The organism is Nonomuraea sp. NPDC051941 (assembly GCF_044593615.1).
The window spans coordinates 112,046-134,358 of the sequence record NZ_JBIUCF010000029.1 but is presented as its reverse complement, the minus strand read 5'-3'; the positions used below and the strand labels follow the sequence as shown (position 1 = coordinate 134,358).

Sequence of the window (22,313 nt, the reverse complement as noted above, 5' to 3'; positions counted from 1 at the left end):
GCTGTGTCAGCCGGACAGGAGGCGGATGACCTTGCGGGCGACCTTGCCGGGGCGCGCCAGGCGGCGGGAGAGGCGATATCCGAGCGTCCTGCGGAAGGCGCTGGCCTTGCGCTGGGTCCTGCGTAGCTTGGCCTTCGCCCTGACCAGCTCGCGTTCGCGGTAGGAGAGCTTGGTCTCCAGGCGCGAGATCCTGGCCAGCGCCGCGGTGAGCTGGTCGGCCAGGCGGTCCCGGGCGCCCAGCAGATCCCGGTACGTGGGCGCGTGCTCCGCCACCTCGGCGGGGCAGCCCAGCTCCACGTCCAGCTTGCGGGCACGGTCGAGGTCGCCCTGGTCGCAGGGACGGTCGGCCATGCCGCACAGGGTCAGCGCGAGCTGGTCGGCCTCCAGCGGCCACGGCCACGGGTGGTGGTGACCGGCGGCCAGCAGCCTGACCGCGAACCGCCACAGGATCCGGCACAGGACGACTTTCGGGCCGGGCGGGGTGGACGGCTCGGCGGTTGGGCTGATGGCCGCGAACCGCTCGCCGTCGTACACCAGGCTGTCGGTCGCGGCCGTCACGTCGCCGCCCGCCTCCAGCCATTCGGCCAGCCGGGCCAGCAGCTCGCGCACGGTCCTGACGTCCTCGCGGGCGCACGCCTCGACGAGGATCTCCTCGACGACCCGGCCGGCCGGGATCGGCAGCTCCTCGCCGTCCGGCAGCCGCCTGGCGCCGCCGGCGGTGAGCTCGTACAGGGCGGAGCCCTCCTCGACCAGCCCCAGCGGCAGCTCCACGTGGTCGTCATCGTCTGAAGCGGCGGTGGCCACGGCCAGCCAGAGCGGCGCAAGCTCCTCGCCCAGCCCGTGCCGGAACACCAGGCGGGTCAGCCGGAGCGGGTCGGCCACCAGCATGCGGTCGCCGCCACGCGCGCTCAGCGGGAACGTGAGGGCGTCCGGCAGGTCGGCGGCCAGCGCCTCGCGGGACAGCAGCGCCCGGGGCGCCTGCCTGCCCGGATACGCCGCGTAGCACCGCCGCACGCGCAGCCCCGCCGACTCCAGCCCGCGGTCGAGCGCCTCGGGCCCGCTGGGGTAACTCGGGTCGAAGCCGTGCGGCGCCCACTGGTCGTCGGCGCCCTCCCGGTCCGCGGGCCTGGCCTCCAGGAACCGATCGACGCCCAGGTCGTTGCGTACGCCGAGCACCAGCCGCCCCCCGGGCGCGACCAGCTCGGCCAGCGCCGCCAGCGACTCGCTCCACGCCGCCGCCGAAGCCTCGGCGGAGTGCGTGCGCAGCAGCCCGTCGAGGGCCAGCACCAGGTCGTACGGCTGCTCCGCGGCGAACACCTCCAGCCGCCCGCAGAACACCGCCAGCCCCGGGTGCCGTTCGCCCAGGGCACAGGCGTCAGGGTAGGAGCGCAGCAGCACGGCCGCCGACGGGGCCCGCGCGACCACGTCGTCCACCAGCACCTGCGGATGCGGGCCGACCAGCAGCACCCTGCCGCTGTCGGGGACGAGCCGGCCGACCAGCTCCAGTGCCGTCCCCCGCCAGTCCGTTATGCCGCGCATGTTGGACATGTCGGACCACAGCAGCATCTCCCCGCCGATCAACCGAACGTTCTCGGGCGCCTCCCCCGTGATCACGTGCGCGCCCCCCGTTTCCATCCGAACATTCGCCGTAGCTCCTCCGGTGTCGCCTGATACTCGAATCCCAGCTCGCGCCGCGCCACCTCCGACGCCAGCTCGGTGTCAACGCGCGTGCCGTGCAGCTCCGGCCAGAGCCGCATGCGGCGTGCCGTCCCCCCGTACTCGGGACGCTCGTCCTCGAACTGCATCGGATCCCCGTACACCGCCACCTCGCATCCCACCGAGGCGCCGTAGAACAGCGCGCTGCCGAGCCGGTTGGAGGCCACCCTGCGGTGGCGTCGCAACTGGACCAGCTGCTTGCGCAGGAAGTCGCGTCCCTTTCCCTCCCACCGGGAGCCGCGCTCGCCATGGCAGGTGACCCGGAATCCCCTCGATTCGTACGCTCGCCGAATGTCCGGATTCGCGAATTCCAGCCAATAAAGGCAGACCGTGACCGGACCGGTCTCGACATTTCGGATTTCGTCGGCCAACCGGGCATGGTCACCACTGACGGAATGCTTTTCCCAGCCATGAAAGGGATACCAGATCGTACCCTTGCGTTCGGGGACCACGCCCAGCTCAGGCTCCAGATGAAGGAGGTATATCCATGGCGCGCCGATGAGGTAGTGCCCCCTGCGGCCCATCGACCAGCCCCGGCGACGTAGCACGTCAGACCAGATGAAACGGGGATATCCAGGGCTGCACCAGTGGTCATTGGGCGGAAATCCGTGGAGATAGTTCCATCCGTGCTGAAGGAAGCCCTGGATGCGTTTCGGCGTCTCATCCGGAAGGCCGCAGTATCGGCCGATTATGCGAGAGTGCCCGTACCAGTGATTGGATTCGTCCATCATTCCCCCCGTACGGTGGACCGTGTCCCGTCCGACATTCCCAGCCCTCAACGGGTGCCACGCCTCGTTATACGGTTCCATTACCCGAGAGGGGGTCTTGGTTTTCTCCTGGCGCGCAATTCCCGCTACACTACGTCGTGGCTTGAGGACAGAGAGTGAGTGATCATGAGTCATCTCGACCGCCTGCGGGCCGTCTTCCGCAGCGCGCTCAACCTTCCGGCCGACACCTACGTCGACGGGCTCGAATACCGCGCCATCCCCCAGTGGGACTCGCTGGCCCACATGGCGTTGATCGCCGCGATGGAGGACGAGTTCTCCGTCATGATCGACACCGACGAGATGATCGACATGAGCTCGTTCGCCAAGGCGGCCGGGCTGCTGGAGAAGCATGGCGTCGGCGCCGCCGCCGGCTGAGCCCAGGGTCGTCCTGGTCACCGGCTCGACGGCGGGCATCGGGCGGGCCGTGGCGGTCACGCTGGCCGGGGCGGGCCACGACGTGGTGCTCCACGGCCGCGGCGAGGAGCGCGCCGCGAAGGCCGCCGCCGAGGTCGCGGAGGAGACCGGCGGGGTGACCGACTCGGTCGCCTGCGACGTCGGCGACCCCGCCGCCGTCTCGGCCGTGATGCGGCAGATCTACCAGCGCCACGGCCGCCTCGACGCCCTCGTGGTCAATGCCGGCATCCACGCGGCCGGCCCGCTCGGCATGGCCCACCACGACACGGTCCAACGGCTCTTCCAGGTCAACGCGGTCGGCGCGACGTACACGCTGCAGTCCGCGCTCAGGCTGCTGCGGCGGGGCAGCTCCCCCGCGGTGGTCCTGGTCGCCTCGATGATGGGCCGCATGGGCGGCGCGGGCCAGGCGGTCTACTCCGCCACCAAGGCGTCCGTGATCGGCCTCACCAAGGCCGCCGCCAAGGAGCTGGGGCCCGCCGGGATCCGGATCAACGCCGTGGCCCCGGGCTACATCCAGACCGACATGCTCGCCACGCTCGACAAGGAGAGCCGGGTGGCCACGGTCGCCGCGACCCCGCTCGGGCGGCTCGGCACGCCCGCCGACGTCGCCCGCGTGACCGCGTTCCTGCTCTCGCCCGACGCGGGTTTCGTCACCGGCCAGGTCATCGGCGTCGACGGCGGGCTGGTGCTGTGATGTTCCCGCACCCACAGGCCCGGCTCGTCGTCGCGGGAGAGGCGGCGGGCCTCGGCGGCGACGAGCTGGCCGGCCACGTCGCGCGCACCGCGGAGGCCCTGACCCGGCTGCGGCCCGGGCCGCTGTTCTGCGGCATGCGCAACAACCTCACGTCCGTCCTGCGCTACCTCGCCGCCTGGCGGTCGGGCCGGCCGATCGCGCTGCTCGACCCCGACCTGGCTCCCGGCGCGCTGGCCGAGCTGGTGGGCCGGTTCAGGCCGGCGGCGCTGCTCGGGTTCACGCACGCGGCCGACGGCTCGCCGCCGCCGCGCCGCGACGTGCCCGAGCCGCACCCCGACCTCGCCGTGCTCCTCGCCACCTCGGGCTCGACCGGCAACCCCAAGCTCGTACGCCTGTCGCGCCAGGCCGTGCTGGCCAACGCCACCGCCATCGCCACGGCCCTGGCCATCGTCCCCGACGAGATCGCGCCCACCAGCCTGCCGCTCCACTACAGCTACGGGCTGTCCGTGCTCAACAGCCACCTGATCGTCGGGGCGACGGTGATGCTGACGGAGGCGGGGCTGCTGGAGCGGTCGTTCTGGACCCATCTGGACGCCCACCGGTGCACGTCGCTGGCCGCCGTCCCCTACCAGTACGAGATGCTGCGGAGGCTGCGTTACGACCGCTCCGAGCACCCCGCGCTCGCCACGCTCACGCAGGCCGGCGGGCGGCTCGGCCAGGACCTGGTCCAGGAGTTCGCGGGCCAGGCCGACCGGTTCTTCGTGATGTACGGGCAGACGGAGGCCACGGCCCGGATCGCCGTCCTGCCTCCCGACCGGCTGGCCGACAAACCGGGCTCCGCCGGGCCGGCCATCCCCGGCGGGCGGCTGACCGTCGACGAGGGCGAGGTCGTCTACCACGGGCCCAACGTCATGATGGGCTACGCCGAGACGGCCGCCGACCTGGCCAGGGGCGACGACCTGGGCGGGGTGCTGCGCACCGGCGACCTGGGCCGGCTCGACTCCGAGGGCTTCCTCTACCTCACCGGGCGGCTGAAACGCATCGCCAAGATCTTCGGCGTGCGGGTCAACCTCGACGACGTCGAACGCCTGCTGCGCGGCTCCGTCCCGGTGGCTGCGACCAGCGGCGACGACCGCGTGACGGTGTGGGCCGAGGGCCTCGACGCGACCGGCCGCGCGGGCCTGGCCCGCAAGCTGGGCGCCGAGCTGCGGGTCCATTGGAGCGGGTTCGACGTGCGCGCCGTCGACAGCCTCCCGCTCCTGGCCACCGGCAAGATCGACTACCGCGCCCTGGAGTCCCGCACATGACGGCGGAGGGTGGCGGATGAGCGTTTTCAGTCTGGCGGAGCCCCAGCGGGAGGCGGCGCTGGTGGGCGAGCTGGCGGCGCTGACCGAGCGGCATCGGCGGGCTTGCACCCCCTACCGGCGGGTGCTCGACGCCATTCAGGCCGCCCCTCCGTACGAGCGGCTCGCGGACCTGCCCTGGCTGCCGGTGCGGCTGTTCAAGACGCACGAGCTGCGCAGCGTGCCCGAGGACCAGGTGTTCAGGGTGCTGACCTCCAGCGGGACCACCGGGCAGCGGCCGAGCCGGGTCTACCTCGACCGCGAGGCCGCCGCGACGCAGCCGCGGATGCTGGCGGCCACGCTCAGGGAGGTGCTGGGCGGGCGGCGGCTGCCGATGCTGGTCGTGGACAGCCGCTCGGTCGTCCGTGACCCCACGCTGAGCGCCCGCGGGGCCGGGGTGCTCGGGATGATGAACTTCGGCAGGGACCACACGTTCGTGCTCGACGAGCGGGGCCGGGTGGACGCCGAGGCGGTCAAGGGGTTCCTGGCCCGCTACGGCGGCGAGCGGTTCCTGATCTTCGGGTTCACGTTCATGGTCTGGCTCCACCTGCGCGACCTCGGGGCGGACCTATCGCAGGGGGTGCTGGTCCACTCCGGCGGGTGGAAGCGGCTGGCCGAGCAGGCGGTCGACAACGCCGAGTTCCGGCGGCGGCTGGCGGCCGAGTGCGGGCTGACCCGGGTGCACAACTTCTACGGGATGGTCGAGCAGATCGGGACCGTCTTCCTGGAGGGACCCGACGGCGACGGGCTCTACTGCCCCGACTTCGCCGATGTCGTGGTCCGCGACCCGGAGACCTGGCAGGAGGTCCCCGTCGGCGAGCCGGGGCTGATCGAGGTCGTCAGCACACTGCCCACGTCCTACCCGGGCCACGTCCTGCTGACCGAGGACCTGGGCGTGGTGCACGGTGTCGACGACGGGTGCTGGCCGGGCAAGCGGTTCGAGGTGCTGGGCAGGCTGCCCAGGGCCGAGGCGCGCGGCTGCAGCGACACCATGGGGCGGGGCTGATGCTGGACGACCCGAAGCTCGACGTGCGCTTCCCCGCCGCCGCTCCGGTGTCCGCCGAGGACCTGCTGGGTGAGCTGCGCGGCGGGCTCGACGTGGGCGACGAGCGGGTGCGCGAGTTCCTCTCGGGCTTCGGCAAGCGGCTGCTGCGGCCCGCGCTGGCGCGGCGCCATCCCGAGCTGGGCTCGCTCGGCTTCTTCCTGCGCCCCAGCGAGCTGGCCCGCACCGTCGACGGCCTCGCCAACGAGCACGTACGCGTCCCGCGCGGCATGGTCTTCCACATCCCGCCCGCCAACGTCGACACCGTCTTCGTCTACTCCTGGGCCCTGTCGGCCCTGATGGGAAACCGCAACATCGTGCGCCTCTCGCCGCGCTCCGGCGCGGTCGCCGAGGTCATCCTGGAGACGCTGCACGACGCGCTGGCCGACGCCGACCCCGTCATCGCGGCGACCCAGCGCATCGTCTCCTACGGCCGCAGCGACTCCGTCACCGCCGCGCTCTCCGCCGCCTGCGACCTGCGGGTGGTGTGGGGCGGCGACCGCACCGTACAGGAGATGCGGCGGCACTCACTCGCCCCGCACGCCCGCGACCTGGTCTTCCCCGACCGCTCCTCGTTCGCCGTCGTGGGGGCGGCGGCCTGGCTGTGCGCGCCCAGGGCCGCGCGGGTCACCGTGGCCGAAGGCTTCGTCAACGACACCTACTGGTTCGACCAGGCCGCCTGCTCCTCGCCCAGGACGGTGTTCTGGGTGGGCGCGGAGGGCGACTGCGACACGGCGCGGGCCGACTTCTGCGAGCACGTGTCGCGCGTGGTCACGGTCCGGGGGTGGGGAGTCGACGCCGCGATGGCCGTGGAGAAACGGGTCTCCACCTACGGCCTGGCCGCCGACGGGCTGGCGGAGAGCATCGAGTTCCGGGGCAACGCGCTGGCCAACGTCACGCTGTCGGCCGCCGCCGCCGCGCCCAGGCAGTGGCTGGGCGCCGGCACGTTCGCGCACGCCAGGCTCGGGTCGCTGGCCGAGCTGGGCTCGCTGGTCGAGCGGCGGGACCAGACGATGACGCACTTCGGGTTCGCCAGGGCCGAGCTGGAGCGGCTGGCCAGGGAGCTGGGCGGGCGCGGCGTCGATCGCATGGTGCCGATCGGGAGCGCGCTGAGCTTCCATCGGGTGTGGGACGGGTTCGATCTCCCGGCCGAGTTCACGCGACTGGTGACCGTGATCAGATGACGTTCGCGCCCCCCACGGCCTGGCTCGCCCGGTGGCCGGCGTCGTCCGGGCGGTGGCTCGGGTGGGTGCCCGCGGGGGTCGTGTGCGCCGGTGCGGTGGTGGTGTTCCTGTGCTGCGGGGTCTCCGCCCGCGACCTGGCCGTTTTCGCGGCCTACCTCGGGGCCGGGGTGGCGCTGCCGGGGACGCTGCTGTGGCGGGCGCTGACCGGCGGCGGGAGGTCGACGGCCGAGGACGTGGCAGCCGGGCTGGCGATGGGGTACGCGGTCGAGGTCCTGGCCTACCTCGCGGCCAGGGCGGCCGGAGTGCCGCTGCTCGTGCTGGTGCCGTCCGCGGGGGTGCTCTGCGCGTTCGCCTGCGTGCCCCGGCTGCGGCGGCACTGGCGGGGCGGGACCGCCGGGGAGCGCATGCCCGGGTGGTGCGCGTGGGCGCTGGCGGCGGTCGTCGCCTACCTGATCGCGTGGAGCACGCTCAACCTCTACCGCGTGCCGGTCTCCGCCGCGTACGTGGACCTGCCCTACCACCTGGCGCTGGTCGGCGAGGTCAAGCACCACGTGCCGCCCACGCTGCCGTCCGTGCTGGGCGAGCGGCTCTCCTACCACTGGTTCGTCTACGCCGAGCTGGCCGCCACGAGCTGGGTGACCGGGATCGAGCCGGTGACGCTGGTCTACCGGCTGGCCACGCTGCCGATGACGGCGGCCATGGTCGTGCTGGTGGCGGTGCTCGGGCGGCGGCTGGGCGGGAGCTGGGGCGCCGGGGTGGCGGCGGCCGGGGTTGCGTACTTCCTGCTCGGGCCGGTCCTTCAGGAGGACGTGGTCTTCACGACGCGGCCGATGTTCACCGCCTGGGCCAGCCCGACGCAGACGTTCGGGGCACTGCTGTTCGCGCCCGTGGTGCTGCTGCTGACCGGCGGGCGGCGGTGCTGGGCGGCGCTGGTCGTGCTGCTGCTGGCGCTGACCGGGGCGAAGGCCACGTTCCTGCCGTTGCTGCTCGCGGGGCTGCTGGTCGTGGTGGCCGTGCGGTGGGCGGTGGAGCGGCGGGTGCCGGGCGCGTGGCTCGGCGTGGCCGGGATCACGCTGGCGTGCCTGCTGGTCGCGCAGTTCGTGGTGTTCGGGCGGGGGTCCCAGGGGACGACCATCGCGCCGTTCGCGGCGATGCGGGGGCTCTGGGGGCTGGTGACGGGTGTGGCGGCGCCGGAGCTGGCCGCCGTGCCGGTGACGCCGTTGCTGGTCCTGACCGTCGTGCACCTGTTCTGCCTGCTCTGCGTGTGGGGCGGGGTGGCGGCGCTGGGCCGGCGGGCGCTGGAGCCGTCCATGTCGCTGCTGCTCGGCATGGGGGCGGCGGGGGTCGGCGCGGCGGTGCTGCTCGGGCATCCGTCGGACTCGCAGCTCTACTTCCTGGAGAGCGTCCGGCCCTACCTGTCGATCGCCGCGGTGTGCGGGGTGGCCGGGCGGCGGGTGCCGTGGGCCATGTCGGTCGGCATGGTCGCGGCGGGGGCGGGGGTCGCGCTGCTCGCCACGTGGATCGTGGTGCCCGGGGACGCGGCGGTGCGGGTGGTGGTGCCGTACCTCGTGCTCGGGGTGGTGGCGGCGGCGGTGCTGGTGTGGCGGCGCGGGGCCGTGCTGGCGGTGGTGGCGCTGCTGGCGGGGTACGCGGTGCCGGCCTCCGCGCGCGAGCTGGTCCTGCGGGTGGTGCCGGAGGGCCGCGAGGCGGAGATCCCCGCGGGGGCGCTGAGGGCGGGGCGGTGGTTGCGTGCGCACTCCTCGCCCGGCGACGTGGTGGCCACCGACCTGCACTGCCGCCCGGTCGAAGCGCCCGGGTGCGACAGCCGGCACTACTGGGTGTCGGGGTTCACCGAGCGGCGGGTGCTGGTCGAGGGATGGGCGTACGCGGAGAGCACGCTGTCGCGGGCCGAGCTGTTCGTCTCGCCGTATCTCGAGGTGCCCTTCGCGGATCCCGTACGGCTGGCGGCGAACGACGCGGTCTTCCGGGCGCCCACGGCGGAGAACGTCCGGCGCCTCGCCGAGGTCTACGGCGTCAAGTGGCTCTTCACCGGGATGAACCCGGAATTGGGGAAATACGCGCGGCTGCGCTTCCGCAATTCGTCCTTCTCCGTTTACCGGCTCACCGCCCGGTAAAAGTCTCTCCCCCTCACGGAATGCTGCGGAGAAACGGCCCGCGCCACGCTGGACGGCCCCAGGAGCATTTCCGTGGACGTACGGCAACCGATCAGGATCAGGAACTCCCATGAAAACGCGTGCCGCGACGGAGCCGAGCCCCCGCGTTCTCGACACCACGGCCCGGCTGGCGAGCGTCGACATCGTCATCCCCGTGCTCAACGAGGAACGCGCCCTGCCCGGCTGCGTCCGCACGCTGGCCCGCTTCCTCGGCGACGGCTTCCCGCTGCCGTGGCGCATCACGATCGTCGACAACGGCAGCACCGACGCCACCTGGCCGGTCGCCAACGAGCTGGCCGGGCAGTTCGAGCGCGTACACGTCCGCCGGCTCGACATCCGGGGCCGGGGCGCGGCGCTGCGCGCGGCCTGGCAGGACAGCCCCGCCGACATCGTGGCGTACATGGACGTCGACCTGTCCACCGGCCTCGGCGCCCTGTTCCCGCTGGTCGCCTCGGTGGCCGGCGGCCACTCCGAGATCGCCATCGGGACGCGGCTCGCGCGCGGCGCGCGCACCCGCCGCTCGCTGCGCCGCGAGGTGGTCTCGCGCGGCTACAACGCCCTGCTCAGGTACGGCTTCGGCGTCCGCTTCAGCGACGCGCAGTGCGGCTTCAAGGCGGCCAGGGCCGACGTGGTCAGGCCGTTGATGGCCAAGGTCGAGGACGACTCGTGGTTCTTCGACACCGAGCTGCTCCTGCTGGCCGAGCACAACGGCCTGCGCGTGCACGAGGTGCCGGTGGACTGGATCGAGGACACCGACTCGCGCGTGAAGATCGTCAGGACGGCGGTCGACGACCTGAAGGGGCTGGCCAGGGTCGCCTGGTCGATGTCGATGGGCCGGGCCCGCGTCGAGGTGGCGCGGTCCGAGCTGACGCCCACGCATCCGGACGCGGTCGTGGCGCGGCCCCGCGCGGTGACGCCGGCGAAATTCACCTCGTTCGCCGTGATAGGCATTGTTTCCGCAATTCTGTACGCGCTCATTTATCTGCCGCTGCGCGATATCTGGTCGCCGGCAATGACGAATTTCGCCGCGCTCGTCCTCACCGGAGTCGTCGGCACCGAGGCGAACCGCCGCTGGACATTCCACCGGCGCACCGCCATGCACGTGCGGGCGGCGACGCTCTTCCTGGCCAACTACGCCCTCACCACCATGGCCGTGCTCGCGCTGCCCCGTGACGCCGGGCGGCTGACGGAGGTCGGCGCGGTCGCCGGCACGTACTGCCTGCTCACCTTGATCCGCTTCACCGCCCTGGACCGCTGGGTCTTCTCCCGTACGAGGAACTGATCGATGGAAACCACTGAGATCCGCCGCCTGATCGCGCTCGAGGACCGCCACTGGTGGTACCGCGAGCGCCGGGCCATCCTGCGCAGGGAACTGCGCGGGCTGGGCCGTCCCGGGCGGGCGCTGGACATCGGCGCCGCCGGCGGCGGGAACACCAGAGTGCTGGTCGAGGCGGGCTGGGAGGCGACCGCGACGGACTCGTGCGCGACAGCGGTCGAGGTCGCCAGGCAGCGCGGGCTCAAGGCGGTGCGCGCCGACGCGCGGGCGCTGCCGTTCGAGCCGGGGAGCCTGGACCTGGTGACCGCGTTCGACGTGCTGGAGCACGTTCGCGAGGACCACCTGGTCGTGGAGGAGATCGCCAGGGTGCTGGCGCCCGGCGGGCACGCGCTGATCGCGGTCCCGTGCGACATGGCGCTGTGGTCGGCCCACGACGACGCGGTCGGGCACGTGCGCCGCTACGCCCGCGAATCGCTGACCGTCGTGGTGGAGCAGGCGGGGCTGAAGGTCGATCGCGTCTGGAGCTGGAACGTGCTGCTCCGTCCCCTCGTCGCCCGGCACCGGCGCCGGTCCAGGGGCAGCGACCTGCGGAAGATGCCGCTCCTGGTCAACGCGGGCCTGTCGGCGGTCGTGCGGGCCGAGCGGTATCTGCCGGTCAAGTCGCTCAAGGGCGTCACGCTGTTCCTGCGGGCCCGGCTCGGGAGATGAGCGTGTTCAGACCGAGACGTGGGGGTGTTCCACGGTGTGCGCGCATTGGCCCTAGGCTGTGATCCGTGGTGATTCATGCCCTGCTGGCGGCCGTGCTGGCCACGACCTCGCTGCCCGCCCAGGCGGCGGCGGTCGACTGTGACCGGGTCAAGTGCCTGGCGCTGACGTTCGACGACGGTCCGGGCGAGGGCACCCCGACCCTGCTCAAGCTTCTCAAGCAGGAGGGGGTCAAGGCCACGTTCTTCCTGGTCGGCAAGCAGGTGGAGCGGCGGCCGCAGACCGCCAGGCAGACGCTGGCGCAGGGACACGCGATCGGCAACCACACCTGGTCGCACGCCTCCCTGCCGACACTGCTCGACGACCAGATCCTCGACGAGCTCAAGACCACGCAGGAAGCCATCCAGCAGGCCACGGGGCTGCGGCCGGCGATGTTCCGCCCGCCGTACGGGCACACCGACGACCGCGTGCTGGGCCTGGCCGACCAGGTGGAGCTCGCGCAGGTGCTCTGGACCGGCACGACGCTCGACTGGAAGCTGCGTGACGCCAAGAAGATCAAGGCCGCCGTGCTCCGGCTGGCCAAGCGCGACGGAGTGATTCTTATGCACGACACGGTCCCGGCGACCGTGAAGGCCATGCCGTCCATCCTCAAGGAGCTCAAGAAGCAGGGCTACCACCTCGTCACGGTGCCGGCCCTGCTACGCGGCAAGAAACCCGAGCCCGGAGTGAGCTACCCCTGACGGGCCATGGGCACCGCGAAGCCAAGGCCGTGGGTCGCGATCCCGACCTTTCTGATCATTCAGGCCGTCCTCGCCTGCTGGTGGGCGGCCTTCTACCCCGGCCTGTTCAGCCGCGACTCGGTCCTCTACCTCAGCCACACCGTCGTCGGCCCCTGGGTGAGCGACCACTCGGTGCTCTACGACGCGCTGCTGTCGCTGAGCTTCACCAAGACGGGTGACCTGGGCGCGGTCACGTTCGCGCAGACCACCGCCATGGCGGCGGCGCTGACGTACCTGGCGCAGTCGCTCAAGGCGCTCGGCGCGCCACGCCTGCCGACCACGCTCGTGGCGATGCTCATGCCGCTGGCGCCGCCCGTGGGCGCGTTCTCGGTGACGCTGTGGAAGGACGTGCCGTTCACGATCTGCGCGATCGCCGTCGCGGGCGTGTGCGCCCGGATCGCGGCCAGACGCGCCGTCACCGTGCCCACGCTGGTCGGGCTCGGGCTGCTCTTCACGACATTGGGGCTCTTCCGGGCGAACGGCTTCCTCGTCGTGGGCGTCGCCGTCCTCGCACTGCTGGTGATCGTCACGACCATGCGCGTACGGCTGCTGCTCGCCGGCACCTTCGCCGCGGCCCTGCCGCTCCTGCTCACGAACCTCGTCTTCCCGCAGTTCGGCATCATGGCCCCGTCCAAGACGTACGTGTACCACACGGCCTTCGGCGACATCGCGGTGGCGTACCGGGACCATCCCGAGCTGTTCACCGAGCAGGACAAGGCGTTGATGGCCACCGTGGCGCCGCTGACGCGGTGGTGGGACGGCGGCACCTGCTACACGATCAACCCGCTGATCTGGCGGCGGGACTTCAGCTGGCCGCAGGCCGACGCGCACGCCTCCGAGCTGCTCGACCTGTGGAAACGGCTGCTGATCTCCGAACCCCGCATGATCATCGACACCCGGCTGTGCCGTGGGGCGATCGCGTGGCGGCCCGTGCAGGACGAGTTCGCCATCGGCGGGATGACGTACCGGTTCTCGCGGCGGCCCAACGCCGACACCTACGTCGGGCCGAACAAGGTGCCCGACTTCCCGGGACGGTGGGTCTACTCGCTGCGGCCGAAGTCGTGGGAGCTGAACCAGGTGGCCGACCCGTGGCTGACCGGGGCGCTGGCGCCGCAGTACGACTGGGTGCTGTGGCGGGGGGCGTTGTGGGCGTACGTGTCGTACCTGGCGGTGGCCCTGGGGGCGCTGGCGCTGCGGAACCGGTACGTGCTGGGGGTGGCGGCCGTGGTGGCCGGGCAGCAGCTCACGGTGCTGGCCAACATCTCGGCGCAGGACTTCCGGTACATGGCCTCACCCATCTTCGTGGGGGTGCTGCTGGTGCCGTTGCTGCTGGGGGGTGTGGGGCGGTTGGTGGTGGCTTCGGTACGGGGGGTCGGGCGTGCACTACGCCGCAAGCCTGCCGAGCCCCGGCCCCCGTTGCCACAGCCCGGCGCCCCCGAGCCCGCCCCGGACGCGCCCTCAGGGAATGCCCCCGCGCCGGACGCACCTCCGGCCGCCGCGCCGGATGCGCCGTCAGCGGACGAGCCCACGGCTCACGGGGCTGCGGGTCACGGGCCCGAGCCGGGTGAGCGCACGGCTCGTGCGGCGTCGCTCTCGGAGCCCGTGACGCCAGACCCTCAGCCGAGCGAGCCGAATGGACCAGGAGCCCCGGGCGAGCCGGAAGCCCCGGGCGCGTCGGGCGGGACGGGGGCGCTTGGGCGGGAGGGCGATCGGGAGTAGGCCGGCGGGGCGGGCTCAGACGGTGGCGGGGAAGCGTCCCGGAGCGGGTACGAAGCCCGGCGTGTCCTCCGCGGTCTGGCGGGCGTCGTATCGCTCCCGGGAGGCGGCCACGCACGCGCTGTGCTTCCGCGACCAGTTGGTGAGCGTCAGCATGGCCTCGTACAGCTCCAGCGCCATCGGCGTGGCCTGGTACTCGACCTTGGGCGGCACCGTCGGATAGACCGTGCGCTCCAGCAGCCCGTCGCGCTCCAGATTGCGCAGGGTGAGGGTGAGCATGCGGCGGCTGATGCCCTCGATCTCCCGCTCCAGCTCCGTGAACCTCCTCGGCCCGCGAGCGGTCACCACGACGATCTGGATGGCCCACTTCCCGGCGATCTTGTCCAGGATCTCGCGCGGCGGGATGGGGCAGAAGCCCTGCTCGATCATCGCCTGCGCGTCGTCCAACGTCCTGAGCTGCTCTGGTACAGCGGTGTTCCTCTGGGACATGAAAGTGCCTTCTTCCGGTTGACCTCGATGGTCACACATCATGGCCACTGTTACAAATCGTTCCCTTAGGAAGACTTGGTCATGAAGAACAAATGGGCCGCATTCTCACTACTGGCCACCACCCAGTTCGTACTGATCCTGGATTCTACGATCGTGGGCATCGCGATGCCGCACATGGGCCGTGAGCTGGGCATGAACGCCCAGGACCTGTCGTGGACGACGACGGCGTACTCGCTGGTGTTCGGCGGGTTGCTGCTGCTCGGCGGGCGGCTGTCCGACTACGTGGGCAGGCGCCGGATCTTCATCGCCGGGATGCTGCTGTTCGGCGCGGTGTCCCTGATCGGCGGCGTGGCCGCGTCCGGCGTGCTGCTGATCGCCGTACGGGCGGTGCAGGGGCTGGCCAGCGCGCTGGTGGCGCCCGCCGGGATGTCACTGGTGATGACGATCTTCAAGGGCGACCCGGCGCTCAACAAGGCGATGGGGCTGTGGGGCGCCGTCGGCGGCATGGGCGCCTCGGCCGGGCTGGTGCTCGGCGGGCTGCTCACCGACTGGTTCGGCTGGCGTTCCGTCTTCCTGGTGAACGCGCCCATCGGGCTGGGCGTCGCCGCGCTGGCGCTCGTACTGCTGCCCGCCGCACGCTCCGCCGAACGGACCCGCGGCTTCGACGTGGCCGGGGCCGTCACCTCGACCGCCGGGCTGGGCCTGCTCATCTACGCCCTGGTGGACGCGGCGGAGGCGGGCTGGACCTCGGCCAGGACGCTCGGCGTCGGCGCCGTCGCGATCGCCCTCATCGTCACCTTCCTCGCCATCGAGCACCGCTCGGCCAACCCGCTCGTCCCCCTGAACGTCTTCCGCAGGCGCACGCTCCGCGCGGGCAACGTGGTCATGTTCCTGGTGGCCATGGCGATGCAGCCGGTGGCCTTCCTGCTCAGCCTCTACACCCAGCTCGTGCTCGGCTACAGCGCCACCCTGTCGGGCCTGTCGACGCTGGCGATCCCCGCGACGATCGCGCTCACTGCCTCGTTCCTCGGCGGACGCGTGCTGACCAGGTACGGCCTGCGCACGACGACGGCCGCCGGCATGGCCTTCATCCTGGTGGGCGCGGCGCTCTACCTGCGAGTGGGGGTGCAGGGCGACTACCTGCTGGTCCTGCTTCCCGCCGAGCTGCTGACCGGCTTCGGCTTCGGCCTCCTGGTCGGCGCGGTGACCGTCGCCGCCACCTCGGACGCCTCGCCGGAGGAGTCGGGGATGGTGTCGGGCCTGTTCAACGTGACGACTCAGGTGGGCATCTCGGTCGGCATCGCGGTGCTGGTGGCCGTCGCAGTCGGGGTCACGGGCGGCTCCCCCGCGCCGGAGGCGCTGGTCTCGGGCTACCGGATGGCGTTCCTGGGCTCGACCTTGCTGGCCGCGGTCGGCCTGGCGGCGGCGCTCACGATGCTCCCCAGGCCCGCCAGGGACCGGGAGCCGGTGGCGGTGTCCGCCTGACCGCCCCGCCTCAGACAGGCCGGTTCCCACGCGGAACCGGCCCGTCTGTTTCTCAGGCTGCCATCGGGGTGAACGCCTCGAAGGAGTCGGCTTCGGCTTCGGCGAATGCCGGGAGTTCGAACCAGATGGCCTTGCCGCGGGGAGTGGGAGTACCGCCCCAGGAGCCGGAGAGCGTGTCGACCAGGAAGAGCCCGCGTCCGCGCTCGGCGTCGAGGTCGACGGTGCGCATGGTGGGCAGCTGGGGGTTCTCGTCTTCGACTTCGCAGCGCAGCAGGCCGTTTTCGGCGGAGAAGCCGAGGCGGACGTGTCCGTGGGCGTGGTCCAGCGCGTTGGCGACCAGTTCGCTGACGAGGAGCTCCGCGACTTCGATCTGATCGTCGAAGCCCCAGTCGGTCAGCTTGTCGCGGGTCAGCCGGCGGGCGGTACGCACCGAGCTGAGGTCAGGCGTCAGCCACCACGAAGCCGTGCAGCGTGTTGCCGGGCTGTGGCTGGTGGCCGTCGTGTGGCTGCTGGTCCGCGTAACGCTCTTCATTGCCCTGCACCCCGTGTGGCAGCTGAGGTGGCTGCCGTCCGGTTCCCTTCGGTCCTCTCTTCAGGTGAGCGTGAATTGCTCACACCACGAGAATGCCTCGGCGGGCCCCCTGGAGAAGAGGTGAAAAATCCCCATACAGGCACCTATTTCGGACTACGTAGGTACCTACGTAGCTGCACGTCAGGGGTTCCAGCGCACGGTGGGGCTCCGGGTGCCGGTGGGCCGGCGCTGATACGTGACGGCGGGGCCGTGACAGCGCGCGGTCAGCCCGGGAGCAGCGGTGGTCGGCATCGTCTTCCTCATCGAGAAGCACCCCCGATGAGGAGCCCCCGCCATGATGACCTTCGCCGCCGTTCTGCAGTTGCTCATCGCTCTCGGCTTCGTGAGCATCCCCCTCGTACGCCACCGCTACGGCCGCGAGGCAGGGGTCGCCGCGGTGCGGGAGCTGGAGCGTCAAGGCGTCCCCGCCCGCATCCTGAAAGAGAACAACATCAGCTTCGACGCCAGCGGCCACGAGACCATCGTGCCCGCCACGGTCGCGCTGATCATGACGGCCCTGGCCGTGCTCAACCTGATGGGAAACCACTGGGGGCCGGTCCTGTCCTGGGTCTTCCAGCCGCTCGTGCTCGTCGGCAACGTCCTCATCCTCTACAGCCAGCTGACCGCCGCCACGTCCGTGCGGAAGGCCTTCGAGCGCAAGGGCGACCCGATGCTCCGGCGCGTCGACGTGCCGGCGCTGTTGAAGGCGGCCGGCAGCGGCTTCCCGAGCTGGGTGATGCCGGGTCTGCAGAACGTCCGGCACACGGTGGTGATGGGCGGTTCGATCCTCGTCCTGGTGGCGTTGATCAGCGCCTGAGCCGGGACACGCGAACGCGCCGCGCGGGCGAGATCCCGCGCGGCGCGTTCGTGCGCGCCGCTACCAGCCACCGTTGTGGAGCTGGCCGCGCACCGCGCCGCCGGGGAACTCCGCGGTGTGCAGGTTGACGTACCAGCCCTTGGGGTGGTGCTTGATGCCGTCGGCGACCTTGGCCGAGGCGGTGCCGGTGCCGGCGATGCCGTTGACGCCGGCCGGCAGGCCGTTGGCGGCGGCGAAGAAGTCCACGACCACCGGGCCGTTCTTGCCCTTCACGCCACGGTGGACGTGGCCGTTCGTGGGCGAGGCGACGCGTTTCCAGGCGGTGGCGAAGTGCACCTTGGTGCCCTTCACCCAGACGAGCCACGCGGCGCGCCCGTCCTGGTCGCCGACCTTGGTGCCGGGCGCGGGCACTTCCTGGCGGCCGTCGGCCGGCGCGGTGAGCGTGTGGTGGGACGAGCCGGCGACCAGCACCGAGTCGAGCGAAACGGGGCGTACCCGGTGCAGCTGGGCGCGGACGGCGCCGCCGGGGAACTCGCCCGTGTGCAGGTTGGCGTACCAGCCCTTGGGGTTGTTCGCGATCCTGGCGAGCAGGCCCGAGTCCTTGACCGTAACGGTGCCCTTGACGGCGCTGAGCGAGGCGGGCAGGGCCGCGCCGAAGAACGGGATCTTGACGTCGCCGTTCTTGCCGGACTTGCCCCGGTGGATGTGGAACGCGGTCGGCGCGGCCACCTTCTGCCACCGGATCGCATAGTCGACCTGCTGTCCGTGGATGCGGAACACGGCGATCGCGCTGCCGTTCCGGTCACCCACCTTCGCGCCGGGGGCGGGTACTTCGTTCTTGCCCAGCAGCGTCGCCGCCAGATAGACGTCGGTGGTCGACTGCGTGTCCGCCTGTGCCATGGCCGGGCTGACGGAGGCGGCGATCAGCGCGGTGGCGAGCGCGAGGCCGGAGGCGGTGAGGATGCGCTTCGTCATGATTGAACCTTTCAGTTGCCTCAGAGGTGAGGCCCGTAGCGGTGTTCGACGCCCGGTTGTACGACCCGCGCCTCGCGCCGGGTTCAATCCGCAAATATGTATAAATACGCATTCGCGCTGGTAGGAGGCGGTCTGGCGGCCCCTCCCGGACGCATGCGGGTGAACCCTCCCGGAAGAACCCCCGTACCTGTCGAAGATCGGACTTTCCTTGCCCACGACGAAACCGGAGGGAGTGGTCGCATGTGGAGTCCATCGGGGGAAAGACGATTCAGGCCGTGGCTGGGGGCGGTTTGCCTGAGCGGAAGCGTCGCGCTCGTCCTGTCAGGCTCTCCGCCGTACGCGCAGACCGGGGCGGTGGATGTCTATCTGAGCACGGTCGCGACTGAGGGCATCGCCTGCCCGAACGTGGCGGACAAGCTGCCCGACGTCCCGGCCGCCGCCAAGGCCGAGGTCGACCGCAACCTCGCCCAACTCGACAAACAACTCCAGGAGGCCAACGACCGACTCGCCACCTCAGCAGGAGAAGGAGGCGCCAACTTCGTCCAGAACGCCATCCTCGGCCCACTCGCCGACAAACGCGCCGCCGCCATCGACCGCATCTCCATAGCCATCGGACGCGTCGCAGAACGCCCCACCGGCCTCAACGAACTCGCCACCTGCTCGCTCGGCGACGCCGCCGCCCCATCCCAGGAGGCCACCCCGACCGACCAAGCCACCCCGACCGACCAGGCAACCTCATCCGACCAAGCCACCCCACCGGAACAAACCACCGCACCCCCGGCGACCGGCTCCGCCACGCCTGATCCCAGCGGCAGCCAGACCGCGGCCCCGGCGGCGCAGACCATCGTCTGCCCGAACGTGGCGGACAAGCTGGCCGACGTCCCGGCCGCCGCCAAGGCCGAGGTGGACCGCAACCTCGCCCAACTCGACAAACAACTCCAGGAGGCCAACGACCGACTCGCCACCTCAGCAGGAGAAGGAGGCGCCAACTTCGTCCAGAACGCCATCCTCGGCCCACTCGCCGACAAACGCGCCGCCGCCATCGACCGCATCTCCATAGCCATCGGACGCGTCGCAGAACGCCCCACCGGCCTCGACGAACTCGCCACCTGCTCGCTCGACGACGCCCAGAACCCGGCGGACGCCGGGCCCACGGCCGACGACTACGTCGACATCCGTGACGTCCCCAAGGCGGAGCAGCCAGAGGCAGGCGAGAACGCCTCAACGGGCACGTACGCCTCCCGATGCGGCACGAACCGCGACGGTCACTCCAACACCGACAACCTCATCCTCGCCCCGGGCATGTCGGACGGGGCCCAGCTCAGGCAGGACTACGTGGGCAACATGTCCACGGACGCGTTCTCGACCAACGAGAGCCTGGCCGCCGCGGACACCACCTGCCGCACCAGCGACGACCGGTCCGCCTACTTCTGGCCGACCCTGCGCGTACGCGGATCCGACGACGAATCCGCGGCCGGGGACGACACGAACAACGTCGGCACCCCCGTACAGCCGACGTCTGTGAAGCTCGAATACCGCGGGAACCTCACCTCGGAGGTGACGGCGGCGCCGCGGTTCCTCAGGATGATCTCCGGCGACGCCCGGGCGGCCAGCAACGGCGCTGAGAACGCCCGCCCGACGTTCACCTGCACGGGCTTCACCGACCGGCTGACCGACAAGTATCCGATCTGCCCCTCCGGCAGCGACCTGGTCCGCGTCTTCGACATGCCCAGCTGCTGGGACGGTCAGAACCTCGACAGCGCCGACCACCGCACGCACCTCGTCTTCCCTGACGAGACCGGCGCCTGCCCCAGCGGCACCGAGGCCGTGCCGCAGCTCCGGATGACGCTGACCTACGACGACGTGCCCACCTCAGGAGACGTCCCCTTCGCGGTGGACGGACCCGCGAGCGAGCAGAACGACCCGAGCACCGACCACGCCGGCGCCATCGGCGTGATGTCGCACAGGCTCATGAACGCCGTCGTCCGCTGCGTCAACAGCGGCAAGAACTGCTGACACCGACAGCATCGAGCCCGGCCTGTGGGGAAGCAGGTGGGCATGGCTCGGAGCAGCACGTCGGCGGGTGACCGCCGATGGAGTTCGAGACGCTGGTGAAGGCCGCCCAGTGGGCCGGGGTGGAAGATCCCCGGCTGCTGGCGGCCCTCGCCACCACACCGCGCGACCGGTTCGTGCCGCCGCGTTACGCCGACCGCGCCCCTTTCGACGAACCGATCCCAATCGGTCACGGCCAGCCCACCTCGCAGCCGTCCCTGATCGCGCAGATGATCGACGCGCTGCGGCTGTCGGGCACGGAGACGGTCCTGGAGATCGGCACCGGGTACGGCTACCAGACCGCCCTGCTCGCCCGCCTGGCCCGCCGGGTGTACTCGATGGAACGCCACGCCGACCTGGCCCGGCACGCGCGGGCCAACCTCGCCTGGGCCGGGGTGACCGGCGCCGAGGTACTGGTGGGCGACGGCACCGCCGGACTGCCCGAGCACGCGCCCTTCGACGCCGTCGTCGTGTCCGCCACGGCCCGGACGGTGCCCGCCCCCCTCGCCGAGCAACTCGCCGAGGGCGGACGGCTGGTCATGCCGATCCACGAGGAGCTGGACGAGACCGTCGTGCTCTTCGGCAAGCGGCACGACCGCCTGGTCCAGGAGCGCCTGCTGACACCCGCCCGGTTCGTCCCCCTGATCGGCGAACACGCGGACGACACACCCGGCCGGTGAATACGTGATGACACGAATGACTCCAACTGACCACAGGACCGGTCAGGTAAATGTGCGAGTCAGTAAAAACGCCGCGCACTTGTGGCAGCGTCGGGCGGCTTACAGCCACATATCGGCATCAAGGGGGTTCTGTCGCGGCTGTGCCGCCTCGACCGCTACGGTATGGGGCTGAGCGCCGCCGCCGAGGCGGCGACCTCGGACGATCAGCGAAGATCAGGGGAACATTTCGAGGAAGTTGAAGTGACGACTGCGGCGTCGCCGCGTCCCCCTACTCTTGCCGAGATCCTGGCCCGCCCGCTTTGAGGGCTTTGTGCTGGATCGCCATTAGGGCGATCGGGATGGGGTCAATCCGCACTGCCCTCAAGCGGCCAATGATCTTGCAATTGCTCCCGTACTCCGTCAAACAGGCATGGATTCCGATTTATCATGACTTATCAGTCTTACCCGTTAGATCAGCCGCTTCCGGCTCAGCCGGCGACGCCGGACGCTCCCCCGGCCGAGACCGTCAAGGCGACGGCAGAGGGCGAAGAGGACAGCGGCGGCGTCCTCGACGTACTCGAGAAGATCGGCTCGGTGGTGGTCCCGGCCGGTGTCACCCTGTACGCGCTGCTGTACATGGGCTTCAAGGAGATGTACAGCGTCTTCGGCATCACGCCCGAGCAGGCCGGCATAGACCAGTCCGTGCTCTTCGGGCGGCTCCTGGGCTCCCTGCTGCCTCTGACGCTGATCGCCGCCTCCTGTATCGGCCTGCTCATCAGCCTGGGCTGGCTGCTCAACCTCGTCACCCGCGGCTGGGCCGGCCGCCTGTTCCAGGCCGTCCGGAAGCGCCCGTGGATCGTCGCCGTGATCGCCGCGGTCTGGGCCGGTCTGTCCTACATGGGATTCCTCTATTACGTGTACACCGCGGTGGAAGAGCACCTGGGGGGTGGTGAGGTCGTCTTCGCGATCCTGCTGGGCTTCCTGGCCTACGTGGTGCCCTTCCGGCTGCTGCGCCGCAAGTCGATCGGCCGCGCCGGGATGAAGGTCCTGATCGGGGCCTTCACGGGGGTCGGGCTGGGATACGCGCTCATCATCCAGATGGTCTTCGGCGCCGTGCAGGTGCAGGAGACCGGGCAGGCCAACGCACTGCTCGACAGCCTCGGCTTCCAGGACCAGTGGGCCAGGCTCCAGGACAGCAGCGGCAAGACGCTCTACGACGGGCGCTGGATGATGCTGCTGGGCGAGTTCGAGGGCGGATACGCCTTCTACGACTGCGACAAGCTGATGACCTTCCGCAAGTTCTCGGAGAGCACGATCCTGATCGACATCCAGCTCGATCCCGACCGGGAAAAGGGCTTCACCTGCGGCACGCTCGCCGACAAGGACAAGAAAGCCAACTGACCCCGCATAACCCTCGTCCTGTACGGCGAGCGCCGCCGTACAGGACCTCGGCAT

At 71.1% G+C, this 22,313-nt stretch carries 20 protein-coding genes; 15 read left to right on the top strand and 5 right to left on the bottom strand.

What is annotated here, in order from left to right:
• Positions 1–6: 6 nt before the first annotated feature.
• Both ACIHFD_RS39560 and ACIHFD_RS39555 read right to left on the bottom strand, forming a co-directional pair.
• The gene (locus tag ACIHFD_RS39560) at positions 7–1,635 is read right to left on the bottom strand and encodes a hypothetical protein (RefSeq protein WP_397371310.1); all 1,629 of its coding nucleotides are present in this window, start codon (positions 1,633–1,635) and stop codon (positions 7–9) included.
• Positions 1,611–2,168, bottom strand: coding sequence for a hypothetical protein (locus tag ACIHFD_RS39555; protein ID WP_350731133.1), 558 nt, complete (start codon positions 2,166–2,168; stop codon positions 1,611–1,613). Before ACIHFD_RS39555 ends, ACIHFD_RS39560 begins: the two co-directional genes overlap by 25 nt.
• Before the next feature lie 441 nt (positions 2,169–2,609).
• Between ACIHFD_RS39555 and ACIHFD_RS39550 the strand changes: the two genes are divergently transcribed.
• The 10 genes from ACIHFD_RS39550 (at position 2,610) to ACIHFD_RS39505 (ending at position 13,813) form a co-directional block, all read left to right on the top strand.
• Positions 2,610–2,858 (top strand): acyl carrier protein, encoded by a 249-nt coding sequence (locus ACIHFD_RS39550; protein ID WP_350731131.1) that lies wholly within the window; start codon positions 2,610–2,612, stop codon positions 2,856–2,858.
• Complete coding sequence (locus ACIHFD_RS39545) at positions 2,833–3,591, top strand: SDR family NAD(P)-dependent oxidoreductase (RefSeq protein ID WP_397371309.1); 759 nt, start codon at positions 2,833–2,835, stop codon at positions 3,589–3,591. The genes ACIHFD_RS39550 and ACIHFD_RS39545 overlap by 26 nt, the downstream gene beginning before the upstream one ends.
• The gene (locus ACIHFD_RS39540; RefSeq protein ID WP_397371308.1) at positions 3,591–4,898 is read left to right on the top strand and encodes an AMP-binding protein; all 1,308 of its coding nucleotides are present in this window, start codon (positions 3,591–3,593) and stop codon (positions 4,896–4,898) included. The genes ACIHFD_RS39545 and ACIHFD_RS39540 overlap by 1 nt, the downstream gene beginning before the upstream one ends.
• Before the next feature lie 16 nt (positions 4,899–4,914).
• A complete protein-coding gene (locus ACIHFD_RS39535; protein ID WP_397371307.1) occupies positions 4,915–5,940 on the top strand; it encodes an acyl-protein synthetase in 1,026 nt (341 codons plus the stop codon).
• On the top strand, positions 5,940–7,160 hold the full coding sequence (locus ACIHFD_RS39530) for an acyl-CoA reductase (protein WP_397371306.1): 1,221 nt from the start codon (positions 5,940–5,942) through the stop codon (positions 7,158–7,160). Before ACIHFD_RS39535 ends, ACIHFD_RS39530 begins: the two co-directional genes overlap by 1 nt.
• The gene (locus ACIHFD_RS39525; protein ID WP_397371305.1) at positions 7,157–9,295 is read left to right on the top strand and encodes a hypothetical protein; all 2,139 of its coding nucleotides are present in this window, start codon (positions 7,157–7,159) and stop codon (positions 9,293–9,295) included. Before ACIHFD_RS39530 ends, ACIHFD_RS39525 begins: the two co-directional genes overlap by 4 nt.
• A gap of 109 nt (positions 9,296–9,404) precedes the next feature.
• Entirely contained in the window at positions 9,405–10,616 is a 1,212-nt protein-coding gene (locus ACIHFD_RS39520) for a glycosyltransferase (RefSeq protein WP_397371304.1), read from the top strand.
• A gap of 3 nt (positions 10,617–10,619) precedes the next feature.
• Positions 10,620–11,318, top strand: coding sequence for a class I SAM-dependent methyltransferase (locus ACIHFD_RS39515; RefSeq protein ID WP_350731117.1), 699 nt, complete (start codon positions 10,620–10,622; stop codon positions 11,316–11,318).
• A gap of 65 nt (positions 11,319–11,383) precedes the next feature.
• Positions 11,384–12,055: a polysaccharide deacetylase family protein gene (locus ACIHFD_RS39510; protein ID WP_397371303.1), complete on the top strand. Its 672-nt coding sequence runs from the start codon at positions 11,384–11,386 to the stop codon at positions 12,053–12,055.
• A gap of 6 nt (positions 12,056–12,061) precedes the next feature.
• Positions 12,062–13,813 carry a hypothetical protein gene (locus ACIHFD_RS39505; protein WP_397371302.1) on the top strand — a complete coding sequence of 584 codons (1,752 nt, stop codon included), beginning with the start codon at positions 12,062–12,064 and terminating at the stop codon, positions 13,811–13,813.
• Positions 13,814–13,828: 15 nt separating this feature from the next.
• Here the strand turns inward: ACIHFD_RS39505 and ACIHFD_RS39500 are convergent, their stop codons facing one another.
• Positions 13,829–14,299: a winged helix-turn-helix transcriptional regulator gene (locus tag ACIHFD_RS39500; RefSeq protein ID WP_397371301.1), complete on the bottom strand. Its 471-nt coding sequence runs from the start codon at positions 14,297–14,299 to the stop codon at positions 13,829–13,831.
• A gap of 81 nt (positions 14,300–14,380) precedes the next feature.
• On the opposite strand from ACIHFD_RS39500, the gene ACIHFD_RS39495 reads away from it, so the two are divergent.
• Positions 14,381–15,784 carry an MFS transporter gene (locus ACIHFD_RS39495; RefSeq protein WP_397371300.1) on the top strand — a complete coding sequence of 468 codons (1,404 nt, stop codon included), beginning with the start codon at positions 14,381–14,383 and terminating at the stop codon, positions 15,782–15,784.
• Between the two features lie 52 nt (positions 15,785–15,836).
• Here ACIHFD_RS39495 and ACIHFD_RS39490 read toward each other — a convergent pair whose 3' ends face one another.
• Positions 15,837–16,316, bottom strand: coding sequence for an ATP-binding protein (locus ACIHFD_RS39490; protein ID WP_397371299.1), 480 nt, complete (start codon positions 16,314–16,316; stop codon positions 15,837–15,839).
• 334 nt (positions 16,317–16,650) lie between these two features.
• Between ACIHFD_RS39490 and ACIHFD_RS39485 the strand changes: the two genes are divergently transcribed.
• Entirely contained in the window at positions 16,651–17,172 is a 522-nt protein-coding gene (locus tag ACIHFD_RS39485; protein WP_397371298.1) for a hypothetical protein, read from the top strand.
• Between the two features lie 60 nt (positions 17,173–17,232).
• Here ACIHFD_RS39485 and ACIHFD_RS39480 read toward each other — a convergent pair whose 3' ends face one another.
• Positions 17,233–18,147, bottom strand: a complete 915-nt coding sequence (locus ACIHFD_RS39480) for a CHRD domain-containing protein (RefSeq protein ID WP_397371297.1) — start codon at positions 18,145–18,147, stop codon at positions 17,233–17,235.
• Between the two features lie 354 nt (positions 18,148–18,501).
• Here ACIHFD_RS39480 and ACIHFD_RS39475 point away from each other — a divergent pair, with 354 nt between their 5' ends.
• From ACIHFD_RS39475 to ACIHFD_RS39465, 3 genes are all read left to right on the top strand, one after another.
• Complete coding sequence (locus ACIHFD_RS39475) at positions 18,502–20,163, top strand: DUF1996 domain-containing protein (RefSeq protein WP_397371296.1); 1,662 nt, start codon at positions 18,502–18,504, stop codon at positions 20,161–20,163.
• 77 nt (positions 20,164–20,240) lie between these two features.
• A complete protein-coding gene (locus ACIHFD_RS39470; RefSeq protein WP_397371295.1) occupies positions 20,241–20,879 on the top strand; it encodes a protein-L-isoaspartate(D-aspartate) O-methyltransferase in 639 nt (212 codons plus the stop codon).
• Between the two features lie 426 nt (positions 20,880–21,305).
• A complete protein-coding gene (locus ACIHFD_RS39465; RefSeq protein WP_397371294.1) occupies positions 21,306–22,259 on the top strand; it encodes a hypothetical protein in 954 nt (317 codons plus the stop codon).
• Positions 22,260–22,313: the final 54 nt, after the last annotated feature.